Genomic DNA, 23,347 nt, shown 5'->3' on the forward strand with positions numbered 1-23,347 from the left:
ATGTACACCGCCACCAAACACCATCTCGACCGTCGCACGTTTCTGCGTGGCACAGGGGCTGCGCTCTCGCTGCCATTTTTGGAGGCCATGGTGCCTGCATTCGCCTCGCGGGCCCAGGCCGCCGTCGCACAGCCGCCGCAGCGCTTCATGGCGATGTGTGCCACGCTCGGCTTTCACACGCCGTTTTTGTTCCCAAAGGAAACGGGCGCAGACTACACCCTCACGCCTTACCTGGAGCCGCTGAAGGCCCTGAGGAGTGATTTTTCCGTCATCTCCGGCCTCCAGCACATGGAGCAAAACGGCGCAAACGGCCACACCTCCGAGATGACCTGGCTCACCTCTGCGAAGCATCCCGGCCTCGCTGGCTTCAAAAACACCATCAGCCTCGATCAGTTCATCGCAGAGCGTGTCGGCATGCACACACGCTTTCCCAGCCTGGTGCTCGGCACTGGCAGTGAGTCCATCTCCTGGTCCTCCAGCGGTGTGCCGCTCCCTGCGGAGAACTCGCCCGCAAAGGCCTTTCAGCAGCTCTTTGTCGATGGCACCCCGGCAGAGATCGCGGCGCAGGTGCGCGGCCTGAAGCGTGGCCGCAGCATCCTCGATACCGTCATGGGCCAGGCGAAAAAACTCCACGGCGAGCTCGGCAAGCGTGACCAGGAAAAGCTCGATGAATACTTCTCCGCCGTGCGTGATCTCGAAGGCCGACTGGTGCAAAACGAGGAGTGGGTGCAGCGGCCAAAGCCCCACATCGACGCCAAGCCACCCACCGACATCCAGAGCCGCACAGACGCCATCGGCAAAATGAATCTCATGCTCGATCTGGTCCTCCTCGCCCTACAGACCGACAGCACCCGCACCATCACCCTCCGCCTCAATGGCATGAATGCCGTGCCAGAAATCGAAGGCGTGAAGAACGACTGGCATAATCTCTCCCACCACGGTCAGGATGCCGCGAAGATCGAAGAGCTCAAAGTCATCGAAGCTGCCGAGTTCACCGCCCTGGCAGCCTTTTTGACCAAAATGAAGGCCGCATCCCTGCTCGATACCACCGCCGTGCTCTTTGGCTCAAATCTCGGCAACGCCAGTGCCCATAGCACCGCGAATCTGCCCATCCTACTCGCAGGCGGCGGCTACAAGCACGGTCGCCACCTCGCGGTGGATAAGGACAAACACGTCTTCTCTGATCTCTTCGTCTCCCTCGCCCAGCGCATGGGTGTGGAGTCAGGCAAATTCGGCTTCAGCACGGGCGTGCTCGACATCAATCAAGCGTGATCAAGCCACGCTCACAGTCCACCTAGCTGACAAATGCGGTCAAAGTGCCGCTTTTCGACCTGCGTGATGGAGAGCCGGTTCCCACGGCGCAGGATCAAAAGCTCCGCCAGCAGCGGATCAGCCCGCAGCATGTCCAGGGTGACAAAGGTGGGGAAATCCGCTTCCCACTTTACATCCACCAGCAGCCATCGCGGCTCCTCACGCTTGCTCCCCGCATCGAAATACTCGCTGGCGGGATCAAACTGCGTCGGATCAGCCTTTGCCTCGCTCACGATCTTCACCACACCCGCGATGCCGGGCTGCGGGCAGCTCGAATGATAAAAAAAGCCCAGATCACCGATGCGCATCTCATCGCGCATCATGTTCCGCACCTGATAATTGCGCACACCATTCCAGGGTTCGGTCTTTTTCGGCCTCTTCTTCAGGTGCTCGAAGGAAAAGACATCCGGTTCGGATTTGAGGAGCCAGTGGGACATGATGAGAGGATGGATCAGATCGTTATCCGCCTATTGCGTGCCGTGATGGGCCAGCGCTGGGTGTAGCGGCCATTTTCGATGAGGTAGGCCTCACTATGCATGGAGACCGTGGGGCAAACATGACGCGGGATGCCGTGCAGCGCCTGACCGATGAGGAACTCATGCGCTCGCTCCGTCTCCAGTACCAGATGCTCCTCACTCTGCATGAGCACGGTGGCATCTGGCAGCTCCTCGAAGCGCACGCGTGGATGCGGATTCTCTGGAGCCACGGACTTGTGGCCGAGATCGAGCGTGAGGCGGTTCGTGCCCGGTTTGCTGATCACACGAGCCAGCAGCACCGCCGCAGGCAAAAACGGCAGATCTGGATGCTTATCCCCGTAGCCGAAGTCCCACAGCACCGTCGTCCCTGGACTGAGCGTACGATCCGCATGCGCAGCATGGATACCAAAGGTGGGCGATCCACCCGCGACGAGCTCTTTCACGATGATGCCCTCACCTTGCAGCCGGCAGCGGAATTGTAGCACCGGACCAAAAGCCTCATCACAGCGCTCACGCCGCACATCCAGGCTCTCGTCATGGATGTGGCCATCGTACGCATGCAGACCACGGAAGATCAGACCAGGCACATCATGGATGACATGAGCGAGCAGCGCCGCCTCATCCCCAGGCTTGATCCCCGTGCGGCCCATACCGCAATCCAGCTCCAAAAAGCACCCCAGCACCACGCCATGCTGCTGCGCCGCAGTGGCCAGGATGCGGATGCCGTCCTCGCTATCCGCGATGCTGGAAAACTGCACCTTGGGGAACTTTTTCGCCAGCTCGGCCAAGCGGCCCGCATTCGGCCCCACGCAGGGCATTGCTAGCATCACATCTGCGGCACCAGCATCGGCACACATCTCCACCTCCGCGATGGTGGAGGCCTTGAACTTCGTGATGCCCAGCTCCACCTGCCGCGCGATGATCGGAGCACATTTATGCGTCTTCACATGCGGCCGCAGGCGACTCGCGGCACCAGCGATCTGCACCATGAGCTGTAGATTATGCTCCACACGCTGGCGGAAGAAAAGCAGGGCTGGAGAGGGGATTTCCGCCTCGTTTTCGACGTGGAACCAAGCGTGAGAAAGGGTGATCTGGGACATGACTGTTGAAACAAAATACGAAAGTTAGCCGCAAAAGTGATCTCCCTGATGCATCAGGGCTTACTCACTGCACCTTGATGAGCTCCACATCGAAAATGAGTGCCTCATTCGGTCCGATGTCACGCCCAGCACCGCGCGGGCCATAAGCGAGCTTCGATGGGATGTAGAAGCGGAACTTCGCCCCTTCCTTCATGAGCTGCACGCCCTCCGTCCAGCCAGCGATCACGCGATTCAGCGGGAAAGCGATGGATTCGCCGCGCTTGTAGCTGCTATCGAAGACCTTGCCATCGATTAGCGTGCCTTCGTAATGCACCTCCACGGTATCTGTCGCCTTCGGGCTGCGGCCGGTGCCTTCGGTGATGACTTTATACTGGAGGCCGCTGGCCGTCACGGTGACGCCTTCTTTCTTGGCATTGTCTTCGAGAAATTTTTCACCTTTTGCGAGAGCGATGTCGGACATGATGGAGGGATGGGGGTGTTGCGTGGTTTTTTGGAAGTGTGAACGAAAAACGAGACCGCAGGCTATACCGCCGCAGACAGGGCAATCAAGCTGTGGGGAGGAAAAACCGTTCGCCGAATCGCGGCCACCTCGTAGCGTGCCCTCACTTACATGATCGAATCCGACTTCATTATCATCGGCACCGGTGCAGGCGGCCTCAGCGCCGCGCTACACGCCGCCGAGCATGGCAGCGTGCTCATGCTCACCAAGCGCGGTGCCTTGGACTCCAACTCAAACTGGGCACAGGGCGGCATCGCCTGCGTCACGGCAGAGGATGACAGCATCGAAAAACACGTCAGCGACACCCTCATCGCCGGCGCGGGCTTGTGCAAAGAAAGCGCCGTACGCACCATCGTCACCGAGGGGCCCGCACGCATCGCAGAGCTCGTCGCCTGGGGAGCACGATTTGACCAAAAAGAGGCCCAAAATGGCCATTTGGAGTTCGATTTGACCAAAGAAGGCGGTCACTCCACCCGGCGTGTTTTGCACTCCGCAGACGCCACAGGCAAAGAAATCACCGAAAAGCTCCTCGCAGCCGTGCGGGCGAAAAAAAACATCCGCATCCTCGAAAACCACTACGCCATCGACCTCATCACCACGGCCAAACTCGGACTCGCCTCCGAAGACCGCGTCCTCGGCGCCTACGTGCTCGATGAGACCACCGGTGAAGTCATCACCTGCCGCAGTGACCGCGTCATCCTGGCCACGGGCGGCTGCGGCCGCGTTTATCTTTATACCACCAATCCCAGCGTCGCCACGGGTGACGGCGTCGCGATGGCCTGGCGTGCTGGAGCCACCGTGGCCAACATGGAGTTCATCCAGTTTCACCCCACCTGCCTGTACCATCCGCAGAAGCGCTCCTTCCTCATCACCGAGGCCATGCGCGGTGAAGGCGCACGGCTCATTCATCAAAACGGGGACGAATTCATGCCCCGCTACGATCCGCGCAGCTCCCTCGCGCCGCGTGACATCGTCGCCCGCGCCATCGACCACGAGCTCAAGCGCACCGGTGCCCCCTGCGTCTATCTCGACATCAGTCATAAGCCTGCCGACTTCATCCTCGCCCATTTCCCGAACATCCACCGCGAGTGCCTCAGCGTCGGCATCGACATCACCAAGGAGCCCATTCCCGTCGTCCCCGCCGCGCACTATCAGTGCGGCGGCGTCTTGACCGATGTGAACGGCGCCACCAGCATCCGCGGCCTCTGCGCCGTCGGCGAAGTCGGCTGCACCGGCCTGCATGGTGCCAATCGCCTCGCCAGCAATTCCCTGCTCGAATGTGTCGTCACCTCGCACCGTGCCGTGGCCCATTTGGTCAAAAAACTGCCCATCGGCAAAAAAGCCGAGCAGAGCTACGACCTGCGCCCATGGGAAAAAAGCAGCGCCGTGAACAATGACGAACTCGTCGTCATTTACCACAACTGGGATGAGATCCGCCGCCTCATGTGGGACTATGTCTCCATCGTCCGCACCAATAAACGCCTCCAGCGAGCCGCCGCCCGCCTGCGCAACCTCAAACGCGAGGTACAGGAATTCTACTGGAGCTACCACGTCACCAGCGACGTGCTGGAGCTGCGCAACCTCGTCGAAACCGCCTCCCTCATCGTCGAATGCGCCCTCCGCCGCCACGAAAGCCGCGGCCTGCACTACACCCTCGACTACCCGCAACCAGATGCCTCCCGCACTCCGCAGGACACGACATTGAGGCGGTATTGAATGGCCTACGCAGGCCACACAAATGCGCACAAGACCAAGCAACCCCACGACATACGCAGGCGCTTCGCGGCGTGCTTTTGCAAAAACCGTTATCTTTCAGGAATTCGGTTAACCGAATCAGTCGGGGTAATACCAGAAGCCATCAATCGACGAGTAGGAGTATGTAATGCCTGGCTGATTGATGAAGTAGTTTATTCTGAAGCCACTCGAATCGGAGGTAAAGTCGTGAATGTGCGCTCTGACAAACGAGTTCGTGAACTTCAAGTCATTGATAGACTTTGGATAAGCGCCAGTCTCTTTGTGCTGTTTCATTGCCGCAGTAATGATGGCTGTAACGTCCTCGTGAATCATAGCCCACTTGCGGGATTGAGATGTTTGCCAAGTGAGAAGAAGACCGCCCATAATCGCAACACTAATGATCCCAACATCTCGCCGATAAAAAGCCGATAGAGTCGTACAAAGAACCAGAATAAGAACGAGGTAGTATAAACCTTGCATGACCTCTCCCTCAGTAAAGACCACATTATAGCCAAGGAAGTATGACGGCAGCAGTATCGCAATGGCTACGGTCAAGAATGACAACCAGGATGCATCACTCTTCGGATTTGGGTGAGGATCGGGCTTCTCCGGCATGGCTAGTGATTCTTTTGTTTACCTGAGTTTTAGAGGTGCGGCCATTTCTGTGCAAGCAGGTTGAAACTACAAATCGTATAATTGAAACAGGCTTTGCGGGTGGCCTCTACGAGCAACGTGGGCCGCTTCTGGAAAAGCCTATCCGTGAGGTCAGAGCGAGCCGAGCCTCTCTCACCAATTGTACGGAATAAAATCCTGCATAATCCTGTCAAAAGAGTGACCATCGATATTTAGAGCCTTTTTCGACCACACTCCCTTGTTGGCACCACCGAGACCGCTCACATCGCTGGCTTCCCCATATCCCACCACGGGCCTTGATTGAGGACGATTTCGGGGACGAGGGTTTGCCACTCGGGTTCGCCTTGCTGGATCATGCGGCGGACATCGGCACTGGTGTGAAAAAGCACATCGTCGCTGGAGACATTGCCAGCGGGGATCTCGCGCACGCTGCCTGTCTCCATCAGGTAGCGTAGAAGGTGCTTCTTTTCGGCACTGAGGCGGGCATCCTTGGCACCTAGCACATTGCCACTGTGTGGATCGCCCATCGGGTACACATAGAGACGCACTTGGTTTTTCAGCAGGCGGCCAAAGGACTCCAGCAGGCCGCCTTCGAGGTCCAAGCACCATTTTTCATTGAACAGCTCCTCAAAGAGCGGCAGCCCCAGCACGATGGCGATGGGCATCTGGGTGTGACGTGATAAAAACTTGCTCACACGATGAAACTCCGGGTAGCGGCTGATGAGCACGTTCTTCCCGAGTGCCTGGAGCACATCCGCACGGGCGAGGAACTCGCTATCCGGCACCTCGCAGCCACTGGCGAGCAGGTTATGCATGGTGATCTCCAGGATTTCGATGGTGCCAGCAGCAGCGGCTCCGAAGTCGGCCTGAAATGCCGCTTGGCCACGGGCGATCATGTCGAGATTCAGGTTCGTGATGGGATCAAAACTGCCGCGCTTCAGGAAGACGGGCTTTTTGAAGAAGACATCGCTCGCCTGCCAGATTTCGCCATTCGCTCCGAACAAAGCGGCATCGGCCAGACCGAGCCGCACCAGTTTGAGCGCGACGAGGCGGTCCTGAAACTCCGGCGCGGAGAAAGCGACGCCGCTGAAGTCGATCATGTCCACCTCGATACGTTTGCGGCTGAGATCGTCGAGCAAGCTGCGGAGGAAATCCTCCAGCGAGTGCCGCAGATGAAAGGCCGCGAAGATGAGATTCACGCCAAAGATGCCCAGCGCCTCACATTGACGCATGTGGCTATCATCCAGCAGTCGCACATGCACCTGGATGTCGTGGCTGGGGCCACCAGGCTCACTCTGAAAGCGCAGCCCTAGCCAGCCATGGCACTCCTGCGTGGTATCATTGTAGGCACGGGCACGGACGGTGTCGGCCAGGGTGAAGAAGCTCGTCGTCGCCCCGCGCTTGGCGTCTAGGCGCTGCAGCAGCATGGGGAATTCATGGTCCAGCATGGAGAGCATGCGCTGGCGTGAGACATAGCGGCTGGCCTTGCCATAAATCTCGTCGCTGATGGTCATGTCGTAAGCCGACATCGTCTTTGCGATGGTGCCGCTGGCACCGCCTGCGCGGAAGAACCAGTTCGCGATCTCTTGTCCGGCACCGATCTCGGCGAAGGTTCCGTAAATGGCCTTCGCTTGATTGATTTTGAAGGCTTTCTCCAGCGTGGTGAGTCGATCCGAATGAGTGTAGGGCATACACCGCTACTTTGACGAATCTCCCACCACATGCACGAGGCATTTGAAAGCATCACCAGCTCCATCTGACTCACCAGCGCCTGCCCACTGCGCCATCGTTTGATACGAAATCTCCTCCCAGCCCAGTTCCCGGCACCAGGCGCGGTAATCGGTGAAATTGATGTCCGCGGTCAAATCCATGCGCCCGGCGTTTTGCAGCAAATCAGGCCAATAAAGCCGCTGGTGCATGAAATAGGCCCGCAGCGTACCTCCAGGCCTGCGGTGATACAGAGCGGGGAATTCGTCCCCATAGTCGATGGTGAGCATCTGACCGCGTTTCCAGCCTTTGAAGCCGCTTTGCAGCCACTCGCGGATGCTCGGGTGGATTTCGCAGCGCTGCCCTTCCGGGAAGCTCGCATGCTTCAGCGCAGAAAACGGCTCCGCATCGACTCCCAGCGTCCGCAGCTGCTCTGGCAGCCACACCTCGCTCCAGCGGCCGCCGCGCCACTCCACCAGTGTCGCGGGAAAGGCATCCAGCAGCTCATTGTGATAAATCCAGGCCTCTCCACCTGTCGCCGCGAGAGCGGACTCGATGCTCTCATGCCACGTCACGCCCTGGAGCCGCCGCATCTGCTGCTCACGCAAAATGGGCGATGTCTCCACGATGTGAAAACGCATCCGCATCCTCCGCCACAGGCCCAACGAGCGCCGCACCTGCTCCATCAGCTCCCCGCATCCTGCACCGATCTCGATGACATTCCGCGCATCCTTCAGCCACGCAGCGATCCGCTTGCCCAGCGCCGGAAAAAGCGTCGCAGACGTGCTGAAGTCGCCACGAGCACCCACCGTTTTGATATTCCGCGAGTAATAGCCACGCTGCGGATCAAACAGCGCACGCTGCATGAAATGAGAAAAAGGCTCGGCGATGACGGAATCGTGTTTCAGAGATCCCCGAGTCTCACGCAAAGCAGCGCTGCCGTAAAGTTTTCTGAATTCTTCTGGCTCCCGGCTCATTGCGCCTTTGATGAGCGTCTTTCGCCATGCCCTCAGAACCCTCCCCACCACCGCAGCTCAAAGACTGGTTCGATGAAGCCCGCTACCGCTCCATCGCCCGGCAGCTCTCCCAGCTCACGCGTGGCTTTGATGCGAAGACCTTTCTCCAGCACACACTCACCGATCTAGAGCCCCGCAGCCTCATGCAGCGGCTGCATCAGTGCGCTACCGCCGCAGACGCTGCGCTCACCGGCACCTACCGCCAGAAAGTCGCCGTGCTCAAGCAGCTCGCACCGCAGATCGGGCATGAGTTCGTCGCCATCTTTTGCTGTGACTACGTCGCCACCTTTGGCCTGAAAGACTTCGATTTCTCCATGGAGGCACTGCGCTACCTGACCTGCTACGGCTCTGCCGAGTTCGCCGTGCGTCCATTCATCGTCGCAGATCAAACCAAAGCCCTGCAAACCCTGCTGCGCTGGACAGCGGACCCCGATGAAAAAGTGCGCCGCCTCGCTAGTGAAGGCAGCCGCCCGCGACTGCCCTGGGGCCTGCGCCTCACCGCACTCGTGCGCGATCCAGCACCCACCGCACCTATTTTAGAGGCATTGAAAGCCGACGAATCTCTCTTCGTCCGTCGCAGCGTCGCCAATCACCTCAATGACATCACCAAGGACCATCCGCAGCTCGTTGTGCAGCGCCTCACTGCATGGGATCTCGATCAAGAGCCCCTGCGCTGGATCGCCAAGCACGCCTGCCGCACCCTCATCAAGCGTGGTGATCCCCAGGCGCTGAAACTCTTCGGCTTCGGTCAAAAAGCAGCCGTCACCGCCACCCTGAAGCTCTCGCCTCCGCGTCTCACACTCGGTGATCGCCTGCACCTCGATGCGCACATCACCTCCACCAGCAACAAGCCGCAGCGCCTCGTCATCGACTACCTCATCCATTATGTGAAGTCCCGTGGTGCAGCCTTTGAAAAAGTCTTCAAATGGACCGAGCTGGAGCTCACTGCCGGCCAGAGCATCCACCTGAGCAAAACCCAGCTCATCCGTGACTTCACCACCCGCAAGCATCACCCCGGCCACCACCGCATCGAGCTCCAGATCAATGGCCAACGCCTCGCGGAAGCTGGGGTTGATTTAATCGCAGCACATGCCGCCTGAGGCTTGCTTTCACGAATGCATATTTGCACTTTGTACGTGTGAACGAATTCGAAGAACAACTGGCCTCTCAGCCGCATGATGCCTTTGCACGCAGCATGCTTTCTGATCCGCTGCATGCCCGTGCATTTTTCCAGGGGCATTTGCCAACGCAGCTCGTAGCTGCCGCTGACTGGAGCACGCTGGCACTGCTGCCATCCTCTTTCGTGCAGCAGAACCTCCAGCAGTCCCATACGGACCTGCTCTATCATGTGCAAATCGGAGGCCGTGAGGTGCTTCTCTATCTTTTGCTCGAGCACCAAACGAGCGTGGACCCGCTGATGCCATTGCGGCTACTCAATTACATCTCTCTGGTGCTACGGCGACATGTCGATCTGTATGGGTTACCGCTCCCTCCGCTTCTGCCCTTTGTATTGCACCAAGGTCCAGATCGCTGGTCGGTCAGCACTCAGTTCCGTGATCTTTTTGATCTTCCGCAGGACTTGGAGTCTCTCCTTTGCCCCTATTTGCCCACATTCGAACACGCACTACTCGACTTGAGCCAGTTCGACCCCGCACAGGAAGAAAAGCATCCGCAGATGCAGGTCATCCTACAACTCATGAAGGCTGCACGGGACAAGCAGCTCATGGAGTTCTTTGAATGGCTCGGAAAAGCAGGCAGCGAAATCACTCTGTTGCTGCATGAAGACCTTTTCCGTCGTTGCTTACTCTACGCGGTACACATCGACGTGAACCTTGACGTCGAAAGCATCTCCCATACACTCTCACAGCTCCCCGAACTCCAAAACCAAGCCATGTCCCTCGCTCAAAAACTCCGCAATGAAGGCCGCAACGAAGGCCTGGTTGAGGGTATCCACCGAGGCCAAGCTAAAGGGGCGTGGTTTGGTAAAATTCAGTTGTTGGAGCAGTTCTTGGGGCTGCCATCCGCCGAGACAGCTGTTTTGGCAGAGCTGGAAATGGATGCCCTGGAGCAAAAATACCGGGAGCTAGAGGCGCAGTACAATCTGCGATTCAAAAAGTAAGCTTTTTGACCTCAAGCCTTCGGTAGCAGCCGCGCGACGACCCAGAGCAAACCGAGCACCACCACCGCCATCGCGGCCCATAGCCATGGGCTGCCGCTGTGCGAGTCGCGTGCTGGTGGCGCGGGCGAGAGTGCCTCTGCATCACCGAGCTGCGTAGCGACATGCGTGGTTTTTTCAAAGCGATCCCGCACTAGTGCGATGTCATACTGCGGCGCGACAGCCTTCGCGTTGCCATAGAGCAAGTGCAGCGGCTTCTCATTGCCATGCGCTTCGAACAGGAGGCTCACCACAGGTTTTTCCAATTCAGCCTGCGTTAGCTGGAGCAGTGGATTGTCGCCATTATCTGTCTCCAACCAGATTTCGGCACTGTGGGGCCGCTGATTCAATTCGAGACGTATTTTGGCCTGGGGAGCATCTGGAGTGCTTTTCCAAAAAGCGTAGCCGAGCTGTCGCGAGCGCTGCTGGCCCGTACGCGGGTCTTTTTCCATTTCGTAAGCGGTGAGTGAGCGCTCGAACAAAGTCGAAGACGTCGTGAGATGCAGCGCCTCCACCGGTAGGCCCGCAAGCGGCAGCGTGAGCCGCCAGCGAGAGATTTTGGGCCGTTTTGCATCGGGCTGGCTATCGAACTCGGCGGCGGCCATCGTGGTTTTTCCTGATTGCAGCATGAGATGGCGCACCAGCGTGTCCTCACCCGCGATCACCCGTAGATCTGAGCCATCGGCCTGCGCGTGCGTGAGCGCATGATCATCGAGATCGATGCGAAACACACGCATATCCTTCTTCGCAGGCAGAATCACCCTGCGCCACCGCCATGCGCTGGTATCGAGCTTCACCTCATCGCTGCCTGCATTCGTCGCGGGCAGAGTCGCTTCTTGGCGAAATTCTGGATTCGGCTCCAAAGGAGCAGCGCGGATGCTCGTGGCAGGTGCACGGCGCAGATCGCTGGCCATTTTTGCCAAATCATAGCTCGGCGCAGAAGCCTGTGCATTGCCTACAAGCAAGCGCCACTCGCCAGCCGCATCTGCTTGGAAAAGCAGCGGCAGCGCATGCCGCGTGAGCTCCACACTGTCGAGTTTCAGAGGTGGATTATCGCCGTTGTCGATCGTGAGGGTGATCTGGCGTGTGGCCGAGCTTTCGTTGAGATGCAGCTCCACATCCTCCGCATGATGGCCCTCGTATTGCAGGCGGAAAATCGGTTTCTTGATGCCGTGGAGGCTGGTGCTGGCTGCACGATCAAAGACCGATTCCGGTGTAATGAGCCGCAGACTCGCCAGCGGCAGGTTTTGTGCTCCGAGATCGAGCCTCAGCAGCGTGGAGCCGTCTTTTTCTTCGCGTGCGACGATGCGAGTGGTGTGTGGCAAGACCTGGCGCTGCTCCAGCTCGCCCACGGCATGCACGCCAGTGAAAACGACCGGCTCAGTGCGTGAATCTTCCACCCGCAGTCGAAAATGCCGCCAAGTGTCCGCAGGCAGAGCGAGCTCCATTTTTTGAAAGCCCACCTGGCGGCATAGAATCACATTTTCGGCCAGTTTTTGCCAATCTGATCCATCGCGACTGGCCTCCAGCGTCACGGCTTTGATGAAGGTACTGTCGCTCGTGCCGAAACGCAGCAGATTCACCGGTTTGGAGCCACTGAGTTGGAACTCCAACTGCGTCGTCTGGCCTTCGAGCGTCTGTTTCAGTCCCTTGGCGTCTTCTTCATGCAGTTTTGGCAAAGTGGGCGTCAGCAGCACATAGGGCATCTCCACGCCCGTCGGACTCAGCAGGCGTAAATCGCCCAAATTCATCACCGAGGCATCCAGCAGCGCAGGATCGAGCTCCACACGATGCAGGCCAGTCTGCGACACGCTCAGGCGCTGCTGATGCGTCCAGGCGGCGTGATCGGCTGCTAAGGAGCAAATATTTGAAGCGATTAGTGCCAGCGTAACGATGTATTTCATGAATAGAATGTCTGTGCCCAAAAAGAGCGGATTTAGCCCCATTCGCCATTCCCAAGCTTGTGCGGGTGACGCTCAATAAGAGCATATATAAACTCCACGATGCTGCGCAGGCAGACAGGACACCGCAAATCGCCAGGAAACTTCTCTTGGGCCGCGCTCCCACATCCTGGGCAAAACCAATCGCCGCCAATGCCATGTGGTTTTCCGTTATACGTGAACACAGCATCTTTGGGTCTTCGTATTTGAGTAACATAGCAATCTCTCAGTCTGCTTTCCAGATTCTGAGAAAGACCCATTTCGCCTCGAACGCACTCTAAGCCGCCGTTGGCTGACTCGGTTAAAAGGTCACCGCATTTTGGACAATGTAGTTTCATGATTTCGGTTCGTCTTGGAGATAGCGCTGATAGAGATAGGAGGCCGCCAGGGCGATGATCGCCACCACCATGAGTGCGGCTACGCGGTAGATGTTGCCGATGTTGGCTAGGTCATTGAAGAAAAGCTTGAGGAGTGCCACGACGAGTAAGGCGATGCCGACATAGCGTGTGGGCGCATTCCGCTTCCAGATGCCGAGCATGAGCAAAGCGAGCGCAAAGAGCGACCACGCGATGGTCGTCGTCATGTCGCGAACGAAGCTGTGATTGAAATCCAGCACACGCACCACACTCCCCGGCTCGGTGAAGTAATCAGCGATTTGGTAATTCATGAGCAGAAAGATCAACGCCGTGCCCATGCCGATGAAAAGGCCGCGCAAATTCACCTCACGCCACAGATGAGCAGGCGGCGTGAGCATTTTCGCTGCTGCGAACATGGCCAGTGCCGTCAGTGTGAGTGCGTAGAGCGGCCAATTCATGAAAGCGGTATCGCCACGCAGTTGCGCATGCCACAGGTCCGAATTGAGCGCTAAACGAGCAAAGGAAGCCACAAGCAAAGCTGCGCCTGTGATGCGCAGGCCATCATGCGGCACGCGGCGGAAGATCCAGCACAGTGCTGCACCCTCCAGCGCCCAGCCGAGCGTGATCCACTGCCGCTCAAACTGCACCGGGAACACCAGCGTGATGAAAAACAACGCCACTCCACCATACCACGCGAGCTGCGTGAGCCGCGCTGGATTTTGAAGTTGCCCTGTTCCTGCGGAACAGGGACTTCCTTGTTGCGCAGCAACAAGGCTACTTTGCTTCAAAATGAAGATCAGCATGAGCAGCGGAGCCAGCGCAAAGCCGAGTGGTAGCAGTCCCATCGCCCCATTCGGCCACGCTAGAATCACCGTGCGATAGACCAGCCCGAAGAAGCCGAGCCCCGCCGCTGCGGAGGCGATCCACGGCAGCTTCCGCGTGGCGAAGAAGTCTCTGAAGAGCAGCGGAAACAGCGTGAACAACAAGTAAAAGCCCAGATGCCACAGCAGCGGCACCACCGGCCACTCCGCGCGGAAGCTCTGCCCATGCCATGACCACGCCAGCGCGAGCACACAGCCCAATGCCGTCGGCACGAGCTGCGTGATGCCACTCACGCGTGCCAGCCCGAGCATGAAGACCACCAGCAGCAGCGCGAGGCCAAACATGGGCGATGGGTCCGCCACATGCAGATGCAGCGTCGCGGCGATCAGCAGGACGAAGGGCATCACCGCCGCGCTCACCGGCAAAAGGCCTGCGAACTGCGCCTGGGGCCGCTTTTTCGCCAGGAAACTGCACGCCGCGACGAATACCAGGCTGAAGCCACCGAGCACGCTCAAAAACGGCGCGAGGCTCAGTGTGGCATCCGCAGGCAATCGCATGAAAAGCCACATACCAACTGTGATCACCGTCAGAGCCAGTGCGACGAGCACCGGAGCCAGCGCCCCAGTCACCAAAGCAACACCGATGACCAGCGCATCTGCCAGCAGCACCGCTGGCCACAGCGCAAGGCTGACTTGTTCGAGGAAGAGCACCGGCATCATCATGAGCAGCAGGGTGACCACGGGTGTCCAGCTCATGAAGCCCTGCACCGCCTCACCACGCCGCTGCCACAGCACTGCGAAGCCCGTGTGCAACACCCCAAAGAGCAAATACAGCCCCAGCGCCCACGGCAGCAGCTCCTGGCGCAGACTCAGACTCGTCCAGCTCATCAAATGCAGAAAGCCCAGGCCCGCGCTGATGCCCTGCGCCATTTTCACCTGTGGTTTCAGCCACACGATGGCCATCACCAGCACACTCAGGCCCAGCACCAGCGTGTAGAGCACTCCAGGACGAGCTGAGACACTGCTGAAGCTGAGAAACACAAACGCCGCCAGCATCCCGCCGCCACAGAGCATCAGGGCTCCATTCGTGGGTGCATGCTCATCTCGACGCGACCAGATCAGCGCGGCGGTGAAGAGCGTCGCAAAACCCAGCAACACTCCCACCGGCACCCAAGTGGCTGTGCCGTATGCGTAGCCACTGCTCGTCCAGAATTTCTCCAGCCACCCGAGCTGCATCACCAGCACACCACCAGCGGCGAGTGGGATGAGGTGATGCCATTTCGTATGCTTCACCACGGCCAGCACGCCGAGGCACAGCAGCGCGATGTAGCTCCACAGGCCGAGCGGATTGTCCTGCCCAGTGGAGCACAAGATCGGTGTCAAAAAGCCACCCAGGATGCCCAGAATGGCGACGACCTGTGCACGCAGCCGCACCGCTAAGATGAAGGCCACCGCGGTGATCACCGCCATGAAACCAAAGGTGAACATCGCACTCTCAAACGGCCCGATACGCCACAGCGAATGCCCCGCAAAGGTCACGCCATACAGCGCCACGATACCCGTGGCACACAGCGTCTGCGCTAGCGTGATGTAGCGCGGCCTGCGGTGCATGATGACACCGCCGATGACCAGCCCCACACCCGTGATGAGCCCCATCGCCATGCGCAGTGCGGGAGAGATCCAGCCCTGCTCCATGCTGTGCTTCACAAAGAAGACGATGCCCAAAAACAGCGCCAAACCGCCTACCCATGCGAAGAGCTTCGCTCCCATGAACTGCTCCAGATTGATCGGCGGCAGTTTGGGCAGTGGCGGCGGCGATTTCGGCAAAATGGGCTCCACAGGCGGGATTTCGCGTTTCGGCTCCACTTTGGGCATTTCAGGCTGCACCTCGATTTGCGGCGCTGGCTCGAGATAGGCTGGTGGAGGCACAAAAACCGGTTTTTTCGGCTCTGGCTGCGGTTTGGGTGCGGGAGCCGGTTTGTCACCGATGACGTCGCTGACATGCGTGGAGAGCTTATTGATGCGCTCGATCTGTGTGGCGTGGATGTTTTGCATCCGCGACAGCTCGTGGCGGAGTGCCGCCGCCTCACGTTTAGCACCAGAAGCCGTGACCATGGCTGCGATGGGTAAGATGAAGACAATGGCGATGAGCAGGAGTATGATGATTTCCATGACGCTGTGAAGTCTGCCGCAAAGCCGCGTGTCTTGAAATTGATATTCACGCGGCGGTCATTGAGGAAAGCGATGGAGATGCCTGATCACGCTACGCCGACGGCCCTGCGCAAGACATCCAGCTCTTTCAGCGGCAGTGCATCGACCTTGTCATGCACGGGGTAGCTTTTTTCACCGGGGTGGATGATCCACGCGTGCTCGAGCTTGAGGTCGTCGAGGGCGATGTGGAGGGATTTGGTCATCTTGGGGCCATCGTTGACCTTGAACTCGACGCCGTAGGCCTTGCCACCGCGGAAGAGCAGCAGATCGAGCTCGGCACCTGCATGGGTGCCCCAGTAGTAGGTGTCCGCGCTGCCACAAAGAGCCAGCACCTGCTCCAGCGCATAGCCTTCCCATGAAGCGCCGAGTTTCGGGTGCGAGTGCAGGTCCTTCGTGGCCTGGATGCCGAGAAGGCTGTGTAGCAGGCCGCTGTCTCGCACATAGACTTTCGGAGCGCTGAGTTCGCGTTTGCCGAGGTTCGTGTGCCAGGGCTGGAGCCGCCGCACGACGTAGGTGCCGCACAAGATGTCGAGGTAGTTCCGGGCGGTGCCTTCGGAGGAGCCGAGGGAGCGTGCGAGTTCGGCGGCATTCCACTGCTGGCCGTGGAAATGCCCCACCATCGTCCAAAAGCGCCGCAGCGTCGGCGCGGGTGTGCGGATGCCGAGTTGGGGAAGATCGCGTTCGAGGAAGGTGCGGATGAAGTCCGTGCGCCAACGCCAGCTAGCCGCGTCGCCCTTGGCTAAAAACGAGCGGGGGAAGCCGCCGCGCAGCCACAGGTCGTCGAGTTCGTCCGCCTTGACCTCGCCAGTGTGAAAGCCGGTGAGATCGACGAAGCCCACACGGCCCGCGAGTGTCTCGGAGACGCCTTTGACGATGTCCGGCGAGGCGGAGCCGAGGATCAAAAACTGAGCGGGCCTGCTGCTCCGATCCGCCAGCGGGCGGAGCGTGCTGAAAAGCTCCGGCATGCGCTGAATTTCGTCGATCACGACCAGTCCGGTGAGTTTTTGAGCGCCAGCCCGGCTGGGCCAGCGCGGCGCGGTCCTCGGCGCTCTCCATGTCGAACCAGTGCCCGCCTTCACGGTCGGCGAGCATCCTTGCGAGCGTGGTCTTCCCGCACTGTCGCGGCCCCAGCAAGGCTGCGACAGGGTTTTCATCCAGAGCCGTTTCGAGTCGGCTCATGGCTTCCTGGCGGTCGATCATGGTCGGATACTATCCTTGAAAATCATCAAAGCAATTGTGGATTTACAAGGAAGAATCACAAACTGTTACAGGCTCACTTCGGTGACCAAACCAGGCATAAAGCCGGGGTTTGGCCGCTCGGGATAAGCGCGGGGATTCGCCAGTACGCGTGTTTCGCCGATGCGATAGTCGTTGGAGTGATGGATGTGGCCGTGAATCCAGAGCTGCGGCTGGTACTGCATGATGAGCGGCTCCAGGTGGGAGGCGTAGGCGCAACTGATCTCTTCCGTCCGGCGACGATCCGGCAAGGAGAGCATGGACGGGGCATGATGCGTGACGATGACGCTGCTGCGAGAGTCTCCAGCTTCAAAGAAGGCCGTCATAGCCTGCACAGAGGCGAGGTGAGCCTGCCGCGTGTCTTTCGGCGAGAGGCGTTTGTAGCCTTTGGCGGAGTTGCGGACGCGTTTGTAGTCGTTCATGACAGCTCCGGCGGCGAGGCAGCCGAGCTGCCAATCACCCATGAGTGCCATGTCAGTCCAGAGCGTGCAGCCAAAGATGCGCACTCCGGCGATGGTGACGGATTCGTTTTCGAGCACGTGGACATTGGTGCCTCGGGCCATTTCGCGGAGCTTGTCGATCAGTGAGGGGTAGTTTTCGCCGTAGAACTCGTGGTTGCCGCAAAGGTAGATGACAGGCACGTCGGTGAAGGTGCGCAGAATCCACTTCAGGCCGTTCGTCTTCGTCGAGACATCGCCCGCGAGCACCACGCAGTCACAGTCCACCCTCGGAACCGGCACCTCGCCGAATTCTTGATGCAGATCGCTGAGGATGTGGAGGCGCATGGGGGCTTTTACGGCTTCGCTTTGTGCTTCGTCAATAGTGCGTGAAGATTGACGCATGATGGCGTCCTTGTAACTTCGATCTGTCATGAAAATACCCGGCGAAACACTCCAGGAAGATGATGCCAGCGGCGAAGCTTGGTTTCGAAAAGGCGTGACCTTACTGGATGGTCGGAAGCGTGAGCGTGAGTTTGAAGAGGTGCTGAAAAAGCGGATGGAGCATCCAGCGCTCTACGAGCCTGGGTTTTGGATCGGGATGGCGATGGTGGTTCTTGCCGCTTGGGCGAGCACGTTGTCCAATGACCTTTGGCATCGCATCTTTTACGCGCTTCTGCCATTGACCCAGATTTGCTCCGCGATGGAGGAGGCTTCCAAAAAGCGCATGAAGGCGATGATGGAGTGGATCGAATACCAAAAGACCAAAGAGACGCCGGGGAGCTGATGGAAGTCGCGGCAGCGTCGTGGAGTGCGTGTGGCAAGCCTTGGCGCGACACCGCTGTCGTGTGCCGGACGGTAGGTAGAGGCCAAAAAGCACTCTTCCAGCTCTCGACAGCGGTGTCGCCGATGCGAGGTTTCGCACTCGCATCTCTGCCACCGCACTCCACGACGCTGCCGTGCTATACGGTTGTTTCAATTCACTCAATTTGTCACCGATCTGACCAAAATGCTGGCGAGTGCCAGTACTAGGTAAGAGCAGACGATGATACGGCACACCTTGCGCACTCTTGGTTTTAGACCACATTGAGAAGCGATCACAAATGGAGCCACAATCCAAAGCGGGAGTCCGTAAAAGAGTAAATCGAACAGGATTCCATCGCTAGTTCCTCCGCAAATGAAGACCTTGGTGGCACCAATTAGTCCTAGCGGCAGAATGGTCATCATGAGCCCAAGAATGGTGCATTCGCATTCTTTGATGAAGCCCTTCATAGCTCAGAACAACTTGATGACCTCCTCCGCGATGATCTCCAGACCCTCCTGCACGATGTGCGGGGGCTGGGAGTAGGTGAGGCGGAGGCATTCGTTGGGGTGTTGCCAGGGCTGGTCGAGGCCGAAGGCGAAGTAGTGGCCGGGGATGACGAGGACCTTCCGCACTTTGAGGCGGCGATAAAGTTCGGCGGCGGGGATGGGCAGGCCTTTGAGCCAGAGCCAGAGGAAGAAGGCGCCTTCCTGCGCATGCAGTGCCCATGGGACTTTTTCGCCGAGGGCGGCGGTGAGGATGGATTTGGCGTGATCGCTGCGTTCGCGATAAAACGGGCGGATGGTGTCGCGACCGAGCTTGATAAGCGTGTCGTCGGCGAGCAGCGGGGTGAGGATGGCTTGGCCGAGGTTGCCGTTCGAGAGCGCGGTGATGGCGTTCATGTTCGACAAGGCCTTCACGATGGGTGCGTCGGCGACGACGATGGCATTCCGCACGCCGGGGAGGCCGACTTTGCTCATGCTGATGCTGAAGATCATGCCGGGCTGCCATTTCGGCTGGAAGCCGTTGTGGATGACGCCGGGGAAGGGATGGCCGTAGGCGTTGTCGATGATGAGCGGGATGTTTTGAGCCGCGCAGAGGGCGTGGAGGCTCTGGAACTCGTTTTCGGTCAAAACATTGCCGGTGGGGTTCGTGGGGCAGCTCACGGCCATGGCGGCGATGCTGGGATCGAGGCGCAGGCGGTCGAAATCGACGTGGTATTTGATCTCGTGTGGGCCGGTCTCGGTGATTTTGGGCAAACAGGCGGTGAACTGGCCTTCGCAGAGTGCTTGGTTGGCGTAGCCGATGTACTCGGGCAGCAGCGGGAAGAGCACGCGGCGCTTTTTGTCGGCGGTGTCGCCTGCGAGGAGGTTGTAGAGCAAGAAGCACGCACTCTGGCTGCTGGGCAAAACGGCGATGTTTTCGCGTGTGACATCCCATCCGCACTCGCGGCGCAAAAAGCCCGCCATGGCCTCGCGAAAGAGCGGATTGCCGCCAGGCGGGTCGTAGTTGAGCAGTGCCCGGTCGATGCTGCCATCGGCCAGCATCTCGGCGATGCGCTGACGCCACAGCGCCTGAGCCTGCGGGATGGCGGCGGGTTGCCCGCCGCCGAGCATGCGCATGTCTGGATGGAGAGACAATGCCTCGCCGAGGTCGTCCATGAGCTCCTGGATGCCACTGGGGCCTCCTAAACGGTGCCCAATATCCGAAAAGAGAGTCTGTGGTGGAATTCCTGATTCGTTTTGCATCGGCGGAGCATGACTCAGGATTCAGGAATCTAAAATCAGGAATTCAAATACCCGTACTTCGTGAGCTGCTCCTCGATGATGCGCTCACAGGCCACGAGCTGGCGCTCGCGCTCACGGCGGCCGTCGTCGGCGATGGCTTGGAGCGCATCAATGTCGTAGAGATAGACCCCTTCGATGTCATTGACGGCGGGATCGACATCACGCGGCACGGCGATGTCGATGATGAGCAGCGGCTGCCAGCGGCGCTTGCGCATGACTTGGTCGATCTGCTCCGGCTTGATGACGAAATGCGGGGCACTGGTGCTGCTGATGATGACATCGACTTCATGCAGGGCGTGCTCCCATTCGTCGAACTTCATCGCGCGGCCCTTCATCTCCTCTGCGAGCTCCACGGCCTTGTCATAGCTGCGGTTGGAGACGATGATGCTCTTCGCTCCGCGACTGAGGAGGCTCTGGGCGCAGGTGCGGCTCATCTCCCCGGCTCCGACGAGCATGACGCGGCATTCTTTGAGGTCATGAACCTTCTCGGCGAGGTCCACGGCGACACTGCCGACGCTGGTGCTGCCACGCTGGATGCTGGTGTCGTTGCGCACTTTTTTGCCGACGCTGAAGGCTTGCTGAAAGAGCTTGTTGAGCGCTTTGCCAGTGGTGCCGGTTTGCAGCGCGGTCTGGTAGGCGGCTTTGACCTGGCCGAAGATCTCCGTCTCGCCCAAAACCATCGAATCAAGGCCGCTGACGACGCGGAAGAGGTGCCGCGCAGCCTCTGCGGCATCGAGATGGTAAAGCACCATCGCATCCGCGTGCTCGGGCTGGAGCTGGAAATGCGAAACCAGGAAGTCACGCAGCGCGGCGTGGCTCTGTGGGCCATTTTCCAGCTCATGCGCGGCGTAGAGCTCTACGCGGTTGCAGGTGCTCAGCACCACGCATTCACCGAAACCGGGTAGATCACGGATGTGCTGCACTGCGACTGGTACGACGGCCTCTGGGAAGGCTAGGCGCTCACGCACCTCGACGGGCGTGGTTTTGTAGTTCAGCCCCACGCAGACGAGGGTGCCGGGGGTCTGGATGTCTGGCAGCTCAGGCATGCGTCACGATCCAGAGCGAGATGAAGGGCAGCACAAAACCTGCCACCGCCAGCCACGCCATCCGGCGCGGTGAGGAGACATGTCGCCACATGAGAAACGCGATCGCGGCATACAGCCCCCAGACGACCCACGAGAAAATGAGCTTCGGATTCGACACGGGCGTATCGAGCGCGAAGGAGATGCCCAGCGCCACACTCAGCAGCGCCAGCCCCAGCGTGACGAGCCGCTGAATGGCCAACGCCAGTCCCTGGATGGGCGGCAATTGATAGAACAATCCACCGATGCGGTGCTGCTTCAGCATCCGCTCCTGCACGAGGTACATCACCCCCGTGATGCAGGCCAGCGCAAAGGCCGCGTAGGCGATCAGCGCCACGGCGGCATGCAGCTCGACGAGCGCATTGATTTTCCCTTTCGGAGCATAGGGCTCAAAACCTGCCACCAGGGCCAGAATCTGCATCACCGTCACCAGCGGTGCCGTGAAGACCCCGAGCAGCGAGAGCCGGAATCCTGAGCCCACGAGGAAATAGAGCAGCACGATGCTCCACGCGATGAACACCAAAATATCCGCCAAGCTCTTCATCGGACACTGGCGCACCTCCTGGCCACGCAGGTAGATAAAACCGGTCTGAAGCACGAAACCCGCCGCCATCAGCGCGATGCGTGCCCGCGCCTGCTTCCACACGCCCGATTTCAGCGCCAGCAGGGCCTGCACCACCGCACTGGCAAAGACCAGCGTGGCGGCGAGCAGGAGCAGGGTGGACAGGTTCATGAAAAAGTGGGGGCAGATACTCGCGAGCACTGGCACTCTCCGCAAGGCTGGAGCGTGCTCCATTCTTGCGTACGCACGGTCGGAGCGGCTCTATACAGGATCAGAGGCGTCATCCGCGGCGGTTTTGCTGCTGCTGCTGAGTGTGCTGGGGGTGATGCGCAGCAGGTCCACGCAGAGGCGCGGGCTTATTCACAGAAGCGCGGCGCAGACGGTCCATCATGGCGATACCCATGCCGTGCTCATGCATCGGCTCGGCGATGATCTCGTCCACGCCCAGTTCATCGAGCCGGCGCAGGCAGTGAAAGAAGCGCACCGCCGCCTCTGGCAGCTTCCCGCTGCCAGGACTCAGCATCATCACCTCCACCCAATCATGCAGACCTGCGTAGCCATCGCGCTCCTCACCGCTCAGACTCAGTAGCGCATAGCGTTTCCCTTCCTCGGCGTGGAAATCAGATGGACGAGTCAGCAGGCGCAGCGGAGTGCGCGGGGCATAATGCTTCGCGAGCTGGCCCGGTGCATCCGAGGCACTGTCATCCAAAATCGTGCGCGGAGCTAGCTGCACACGGCCATAGGGCTTCAGCTCCTCCGGAGTCAGCGGCCCGGGCCGCACGATGGTGATCAGCGGCTTCGGCTGGGCGGCCTCGATGCGCACGATGGTGGACTCCAGGCCGTGCAGACTGGCTCCGCCATCGAGAATGAGTGGGATACGGCCCTCCAGCTCGCTCATCACCGCACCCGCGCTCGTCGGGCTGATGGAGCCGAAGCGGTTCGCGCTCGGAGCAGCCAGTGGACGCTCCAGCGTGGCCACCACCCGGCGAAAGACCGGATTGCTACTCACACGCACCGCCACCGTCGGCAGCCCAGCGGTGACGAGATCTGGCACGCAGGCCTTTTTCGGCAGCAGCAGCGTCAGGGGGCCAGGCCAGAATTTCTCCACCAGGCGCTTCACCACGGGTTCGATGTCCGCCGGCACCTCGGCCACGGTATCGAGCATGTTTTTGTGCGGCAGATGCACGATGAGGGGATCAAAACTGGGCCGCTCCTTCGCCTCGAAGATTTTCGCCACCGCCGCCGCGTTCAGCGCATCCGCCGCGAGTCCATAGACCGTCTCCGTGGGCAGCGCCACCACCTCTCCCGCGCGGAGCAGCGCCACTGCATCATCCACCGCCTGGTGAAGTAAAGGTGGCTCGTCCGTAGCTGCGATGCGTGTGGTGTAAGTGGGCATGAACCCCCTGTGATGCCGCAAAAAGCCACGAAGGAAACCAAAAACCTCGCCACCCGCCGCCTCCAGGTTGGAAACACACTATCGAA

At 59.5% G+C, this 23,347-nt stretch carries 19 protein-coding genes and 1 pseudogene; 5 read left to right on the forward strand and 15 right to left on the reverse strand.

Annotation, left to right across the window (positions count from 1 at the left end; translation table 11 throughout):
* Positions 1-1,272, forward strand: coding sequence for a DUF1552 domain-containing protein (locus tag IPK32_21160; GenBank protein MBK8094400.1), 1,272 nt, complete (start codon positions 1-3; stop codon positions 1,270-1,272).
* Between the two features lie 11 nt (positions 1,273-1,283).
* Here the strand turns inward: IPK32_21160 and IPK32_21165 are convergent, their stop codons facing one another.
* From IPK32_21165 to IPK32_21175, 3 genes are all read right to left on the reverse strand, one after another.
* Positions 1,284-1,748, reverse strand: coding sequence for an EVE domain-containing protein (locus IPK32_21165; GenBank protein MBK8094401.1), 465 nt, complete (start codon positions 1,746-1,748; stop codon positions 1,284-1,286).
* A gap of 14 nt (positions 1,749-1,762) precedes the next feature.
* Positions 1,763-2,887 (reverse strand): D-TA family PLP-dependent enzyme, encoded by a 1,125-nt coding sequence (locus tag IPK32_21170; GenBank protein MBK8094402.1) that lies wholly within the window; start codon positions 2,885-2,887, stop codon positions 1,763-1,765.
* A 64-nt stretch (positions 2,888-2,951) separates the two neighbouring features.
* Complete coding sequence (locus IPK32_21175; GenBank protein ID MBK8094403.1) at positions 2,952-3,347, reverse strand: FKBP-type peptidyl-prolyl cis-trans isomerase; 396 nt, start codon at positions 3,345-3,347, stop codon at positions 2,952-2,954.
* 150 nt (positions 3,348-3,497) lie between these two features.
* On the opposite strand from IPK32_21175, the gene nadB reads away from it, so the two are divergent.
* Positions 3,498-5,102: an L-aspartate oxidase gene (gene nadB, locus IPK32_21180; GenBank protein ID MBK8094404.1), complete on the forward strand. Its 1,605-nt coding sequence runs from the start codon at positions 3,498-3,500 to the stop codon at positions 5,100-5,102.
* A 117-nt stretch (positions 5,103-5,219) separates the two neighbouring features.
* Here the strand turns inward: nadB and IPK32_21185 are convergent, their stop codons facing one another.
* From IPK32_21185 to IPK32_21195, 3 genes are all read right to left on the reverse strand, one after another.
* Positions 5,220-5,735: a hypothetical protein gene (locus IPK32_21185; GenBank protein ID MBK8094405.1), complete on the reverse strand. Its 516-nt coding sequence runs from the start codon at positions 5,733-5,735 to the stop codon at positions 5,220-5,222.
* 278 nt (positions 5,736-6,013) lie between these two features.
* On the reverse strand, positions 6,014-7,444 hold the full coding sequence (locus IPK32_21190) for a TonB-dependent receptor (protein ID MBK8094406.1): 1,431 nt from the start codon (positions 7,442-7,444) through the stop codon (positions 6,014-6,016).
* A 6-nt stretch (positions 7,445-7,450) separates the two neighbouring features.
* The gene (locus IPK32_21195; GenBank protein MBK8094407.1) at positions 7,451-8,326 is read right to left on the reverse strand and encodes an SAM-dependent methyltransferase; all 876 of its coding nucleotides are present in this window, start codon (positions 8,324-8,326) and stop codon (positions 7,451-7,453) included.
* 137 nt (positions 8,327-8,463) lie between these two features.
* Between IPK32_21195 and IPK32_21200 the strand changes: the two genes are divergently transcribed.
* Positions 8,464-9,576, forward strand: coding sequence for a DNA alkylation repair protein (locus tag IPK32_21200; protein MBK8094408.1), 1,113 nt, complete (start codon positions 8,464-8,466; stop codon positions 9,574-9,576).
* 38 nt (positions 9,577-9,614) lie between these two features.
* Positions 9,615-10,595 (forward strand): Rpn family recombination-promoting nuclease/putative transposase, encoded by a 981-nt coding sequence (locus IPK32_21205; protein MBK8094409.1) that lies wholly within the window; start codon positions 9,615-9,617, stop codon positions 10,593-10,595.
* Between the two features lie 11 nt (positions 10,596-10,606).
* Here the strand turns inward: IPK32_21205 and IPK32_21210 are convergent, their stop codons facing one another.
* The 4 genes and pseudogenes from IPK32_21210 to IPK32_21225 all read right to left on the reverse strand — a co-directional run bounded on the left by IPK32_21210 (position 10,607) and on the right by IPK32_21225 (position 18,067).
* Positions 10,607-12,535 (reverse strand): DUF3999 family protein, encoded by a 1,929-nt coding sequence (locus tag IPK32_21210; GenBank protein MBK8094410.1) that lies wholly within the window; start codon positions 12,533-12,535, stop codon positions 10,607-10,609.
* A 370-nt stretch (positions 12,536-12,905) separates the two neighbouring features.
* The gene (locus IPK32_21215; protein MBK8094411.1) at positions 12,906-15,920 is read right to left on the reverse strand and encodes a DUF2339 domain-containing protein; all 3,015 of its coding nucleotides are present in this window, start codon (positions 15,918-15,920) and stop codon (positions 12,906-12,908) included.
* An 86-nt stretch (positions 15,921-16,006) separates the two neighbouring features.
* A pseudogene (locus IPK32_21220) lies at positions 16,007-17,159 on the reverse strand (ATP-binding protein).
* A gap of 65 nt (positions 17,160-17,224) precedes the next feature.
* The gene (locus tag IPK32_21225; GenBank protein ID MBK8094412.1) at positions 17,225-18,067 is read right to left on the reverse strand and encodes a metallophosphoesterase family protein; all 843 of its coding nucleotides are present in this window, start codon (positions 18,065-18,067) and stop codon (positions 17,225-17,227) included.
* On the opposite strand from IPK32_21225, the gene IPK32_21230 reads away from it, so the two are divergent.
* Positions 18,066-18,419: a hypothetical protein gene (locus tag IPK32_21230; protein MBK8094413.1), complete on the forward strand. Its 354-nt coding sequence runs from the start codon at positions 18,066-18,068 to the stop codon at positions 18,417-18,419. The two genes, IPK32_21225 and IPK32_21230, sit on opposite strands and share 2 nt — an antisense overlap.
* Positions 18,420-18,616: 197 nt before the next feature.
* On the opposite strand, the gene IPK32_21235 is transcribed toward IPK32_21230, so the two are convergent.
* The 5 genes from IPK32_21235 to IPK32_21255 form a co-directional block, all read right to left on the reverse strand.
* Positions 18,617-18,904 (reverse strand): hypothetical protein, encoded by a 288-nt coding sequence (locus tag IPK32_21235; GenBank protein ID MBK8094414.1) that lies wholly within the window; start codon positions 18,902-18,904, stop codon positions 18,617-18,619.
* A 3-nt stretch (positions 18,905-18,907) separates the two neighbouring features.
* Entirely contained in the window at positions 18,908-20,182 is a 1,275-nt protein-coding gene (locus IPK32_21240) for a valine--pyruvate transaminase (protein ID MBK8094415.1), read from the reverse strand.
* 35 nt (positions 20,183-20,217) lie between these two features.
* On the reverse strand, positions 20,218-21,267 hold the full coding sequence (locus IPK32_21245) for a glutamyl-tRNA reductase (GenBank protein ID MBK8094416.1): 1,050 nt from the start codon (positions 21,265-21,267) through the stop codon (positions 20,218-20,220).
* Complete coding sequence (gene ccsA / locus IPK32_21250; GenBank protein MBK8094417.1) at positions 21,260-22,036, reverse strand: cytochrome c biogenesis protein CcsA; 777 nt, start codon at positions 22,034-22,036, stop codon at positions 21,260-21,262. Before ccsA ends, IPK32_21245 begins: the two co-directional genes overlap by 8 nt.
* Positions 22,037-22,145: 109 nt before the next feature.
* Entirely contained in the window at positions 22,146-23,261 is a 1,116-nt protein-coding gene (locus tag IPK32_21255) for a threonylcarbamoyl-AMP synthase (protein ID MBK8094418.1), read from the reverse strand.
* Positions 23,262-23,347: the final 86 nt, after the last annotated feature.

This window comes from Verrucomicrobiaceae bacterium (assembly GCA_016713035.1).
GTDB lineage: Bacteria > Verrucomicrobiota > Verrucomicrobiia > Verrucomicrobiales > Verrucomicrobiaceae > Prosthecobacter.